The organism is uncultured Oscillibacter sp., assembly GCF_947654275.1.
Lineage (GTDB): Bacteria > Bacillota > Clostridia > Oscillospirales > Oscillospiraceae > Oscillibacter.
The window spans coordinates 1-3897 of the sequence record NZ_CANTJS010000101.1 but is presented as its reverse complement, the minus strand read 5'-3'; the positions used below and the strand labels follow the sequence as shown (position 1 = coordinate 3897).

Sequence of the window (3897 nt, the reverse complement as noted above, 5' to 3'; positions counted from 1 at the left end):
CATCCGTAGGACAGAGCATTGCTGCCGCGCTGGGTGTAACTGGCCGGAAGGACGGCTATATGGAGGGCGGCGGCTGGCTGATTTCCTGGTGCGTCGGGCATCTGGCGGAGCTGTCCGAGCCTGCTGCGTATGACCCGGACTACGCCAAGTGGCGGCAGGAGGACCTGCCTATCCTGCCGGAGAGCTGGCGGTTTACCATCCGGGCGGACAAGCGCAGTCAGTTTGACCTCCTGCGGACGCTGCGGCGGCGGGAGGATGTGTCGGAGGTGGTGAATGCCTGCGACGCAGGCCGTGAGGGGGAGCTGATCTTCCGCACAGTTTACCATCTGGCGGGCTGCACCAAGCCTGTCCAGCGGCTGTGGATTTCCAGCATGGAGGACGGGGCCATTCGGGAGGGCTTCGCCAATCTCCGGCCCGGCAGGGACTATGACGGCCTCCACCAAGCGGCCCTGTGCCGGTCCAAGGCGGACTGGCTGGTGGGCATCAACGCAACCCGTCTGTTCTCCCTGCTCTATGGCCGGACCCTGAACGTCGGGCGGGTGATCTCGCCCACCCTGGCCCTGATCGTCCAGCGGGAGGCGGAGATTTCCGTCTTTGAGCCGGTGCCTTTCTACACGGTGGAGCTGGACTGCGGCGGCATGACGGCTGCTGGCGAGAGGCTGTCTGACCCGGCGGAGGCGAACGCCATTGCCGCCGCCTGCCGGGATAGCCCCGCCGCCGTCCGGACAGTGGAGCGGCAGGAAAAGACGGAAAAGGCCCCGGCCCTCTGCGATCTCACCACCCTCCAGCGGGAGGCCAATCGTGCCTTGGGCTACACCGCCCAACAAACCCTGGATTACCTCCAGGCCCTCTATGAAAAGAAACTGTGTACCTATCCCCGAACGGACAGCCGCTTTCTGACCGATGATATGGAAAGCGCGGTTCCGGAGCTGGTCTCCGCCGCCGCTGCCGTCTGGGGTCTGGACGCGCCGGAGGAAATCCTGGCATCCCAGGTCTGCAACAGCCAAAAGGTCTCCGATCACCACGCGGTTGTCCCCACCAGGAGCGCCGCTGCCGCTGATATTGCCGCCCTGCCCCTGGGGGAGCGGGAGATTCTGCGGCTGGTCTCCCAAAGTCTGCTCCGGGCGGTCTGCCCGCCCTATCGGTATGCCGAGACTGCCGTAGTGGCAGAGTGCGGCGGCCACAGCTTTACGGCCAAGGGGAAGGTACTGCTGGACACGGGCTGGCGGGCCTATGCCGAACTGCCCCAGGATACGGCTCTCCCGGAGGGACTGTCGGAAGGGCTGACGCTGCCGGTGGAGGCGGTCCGGGTAAAGACCGGCAAAACGTCCCCGCCCAGGCACTTCACGGAGGATACAATATTAAGCAGCATGGAGACCGCCGGGGCGGAGGATATGCCGGAGAACACAGAACGGCGGGGCATCGGAACGCCCGCCACCCGCGCCGGGATTCTGGAAAAACTGGTGGCCTCCGGGCTGGTGGAGCGGAAAAAAGCAAAGAAGATCGCCAATCTTCTGCCCACCCAGGCGGGCAGTTCCCTCATCACCGTCCTGCCGGAGGTCCTGCAATTTCCCCTGCTGACCGCCGAATGGGAGCAGCGGCTGGGGGAGGTAGAGCGTGGGACGCTTACCCCGGAGGACTTCATGGACGGCATCGCAGCTTTGGTCCGCAATCTGGTTCGGGACTATCAGCCGGTCCCCGGCTGGGAGGTCCTGTTCCCCTCTGAGCGGGAAACTGTCGGCCCCTGCCCTCGCTGCGGACGCGCTGTTACTGAGAGCAAAAAGGGCTTTTTCTGTGACAACCGGGACTGCCGCTTTGCACTCTGGAAAGACAGTAAATTCTTCTCTGCAAAAAAGAAATCCCTGACAAAATCTATTGCCGCTGCGCTGCTGAAGGACGGGCAGGCGAGGCTTACCGGCTGTTTCTCCGAGAAAACCGGCAGGACCTACGATGCCGCTGTTATTTTGGAGGATGACGGCGCTCAGACCAACTACCGTCTGGAATTTGAAAGGAGATCGTAACCATGAATGACGAAAACCAGACCATGATCCGATTTATTGACAGCAGCTACAGGACGCTGTTTTTTATTCCGGACGGCGGCACGATCATTGTCACCCGTTCAGACGGCGGGAAAGTGAAGCGGGCCTGCACCTTCCTGGATGAATACCATACCCGCGTGGGCCGGGAGACCTATCATATCTGCCAGTTTGCCAAGCTGATGGAGCGGGTTGGGAACACCTACGCCCCGGAGCAGCTGCCCCAGCTGCCGTCCCAGTGCTTTTCTATCCTGCCCACCACCGGAGAGATCATCCGCATTGAAAAAGGCAAACAGGGCTATGAGAAATGCGGCTTCTCCACAGATGATCCGCAGACAAACCGCCGGAAAGCGGACAGCCTGAATGCCCGCCAGCGGATTACCCCTCAGATGGAGGCGGCAATGCTGGGCGGGGCAATGAAGGGGTGGGCTTCTCCCGCCGCCCGCGTCTCCAGCTACGATGTGCGGGGCAATCCCATGAAGCCCGCCAGGGCCAGGAGCCGCAAGCCCAAGGAGGCGGAGCGGTGATGCCCGCGCTGTGCCGTATGAGTGACGCCCAATTCCGCCGCGCCAAAAAGCTTATCCGCCGCCTGTGTGCCAACTATGACGGCGGGAACTGCCTCCCGCTGGATGACGGGGATACCTGCCCCTGCCCCCAGATGATTACGCCTACCCTGATCTGCAAATATTTCCGCGCCGCCGTGCTCCCCTCTGACCGGGAACTGTGGACGGAGATCGTGGGCGGCGTTCATCACTGGAAACGATGTGTCCTCTGCGGCAGCCGGTTTCTCCCACGGAGCAACCGGGCCGCCTACTGTGACGGCTGCGCCCGGCAGGAGGCGCGGCGCAGAACCCGGGATCGGGTGCGCCGGTACAGGGGGCGGCTGTAACGCTTTCGGCATAGGAAAAGCCTTTGCTTTCAGGCGTTTCCGGCGCTGGACCGGAAACGCCTGCATCTTTTTCCACACCCCGCCAAAAACACGGTTCTAAACCGTTACAAATTAAGAAGGGAGTTGATCTGTCATGGCTGACCAGCCAACCAACCGGGAACGGGTGAAGGAAATTGTTTTGGGGATTGAGCAGAATATCCAGGAGCTCTTTCAGAGTGAGCGGTTTTTTGACTACCTCCGCACAATGTCCCGGTTTCACAGCTATTCCGTCAATAATACGATCCTCATTCACATGCAGCGTCCCCATGCCGCCAAACCTGTGGCGGGCTTCCACAAATGGAAACAGGCCGGGCGGCATGTGAAGAAGGGGGAGAAGGGCCTGACCATCATTGCACCCACGCCCCTGAAAAGGAAGGTTGAGGAAATGCGGCTGGACCCGGACACCATGGCCCCGGTGCTGGGTCCGGACGGGAACATCATCATAGATGAGAAAACTGTGGAAATTCCCCTGTTCAAGCCGGTGAAGGTTTTCTCCGCCGATCAGACAGAGGGCAAGCCCCTCCCCAGCCTCGCCGCCGGTCTGACCGGCGATGTGCAGCAGTACGAGGCGTTCATGGAGGCCCTGCGGCGAACATCCCCCATGCCCATATCCTTCGGGGCTCTTGACCAGAATACAGACGGCCTCTGCAACCATGCCAAACAGACCATTACCATCCGGGAGGGCATGAGCCAGGTGCAGACGGTGTGCGCCGCTGTCCATGAGATCGGCCACGCGGTCCTTCATGACCGTGAGAAGAACCGCGTCTCCGCCGCTGCCGGGAACACAGACAAGGAACCGCCCAAGGCCAAGGACGAAAACACCATGGAGGTGGAGGCCGAGAGCGTGTCCTATGCGGTCTGCCAATATTATGGTATCGACACCAGCGCCAACTCCATAGGCTACATCGCCGGCTGGAGTAAGGACAAGTCCCT

Annotated in this window: 4 protein-coding genes; all 4 read left to right on the top strand. The window is 61.6% G+C overall.

The window, feature by feature from the left end; all coding sequences use genetic code 11:
- On the top strand, positions 1-2021 hold a 2021-nt coding region (locus tag Q0063_RS14455), incomplete at its 5' end, for a DNA topoisomerase (protein WP_297872656.1).
- 2 nt (positions 2022-2023) lie between these two features.
- Positions 2024-2563: a hypothetical protein gene (locus tag Q0063_RS14450; RefSeq protein ID WP_297872655.1), complete on the top strand. Its 540-nt coding sequence runs from the start codon at positions 2024-2026 to the stop codon at positions 2561-2563.
- Positions 2563-2925, top strand: coding sequence for a cysteine-rich VLP domain-containing protein (locus tag Q0063_RS14445; RefSeq protein ID WP_297872657.1), 363 nt, complete (start codon positions 2563-2565; stop codon positions 2923-2925). The genes Q0063_RS14450 and Q0063_RS14445 overlap by 1 nt, the downstream gene beginning before the upstream one ends.
- Positions 2926-3058: 133 nt before the next feature.
- On the top strand, positions 3059-3897 hold an 839-nt coding region (locus Q0063_RS14440; protein ID WP_297872654.1), incomplete at its 3' end, for an ArdC family protein.

Excerpts from the sequence above, each read along its gene's own strand:
- Q0063_RS14450 (WP_297872655.1), top strand. The coding sequence starts at position 2,024 with ATGAATGACGAAAACCAGACCATGATCCGATTTATTGACAGCAGCTAC.
- Q0063_RS14445 (WP_297872657.1), top strand. The coding sequence starts at position 2,563 with ATGCCCGCGCTGTGCCGTATGAGTGACGCCCAATTCCGCCGCGCCAAA.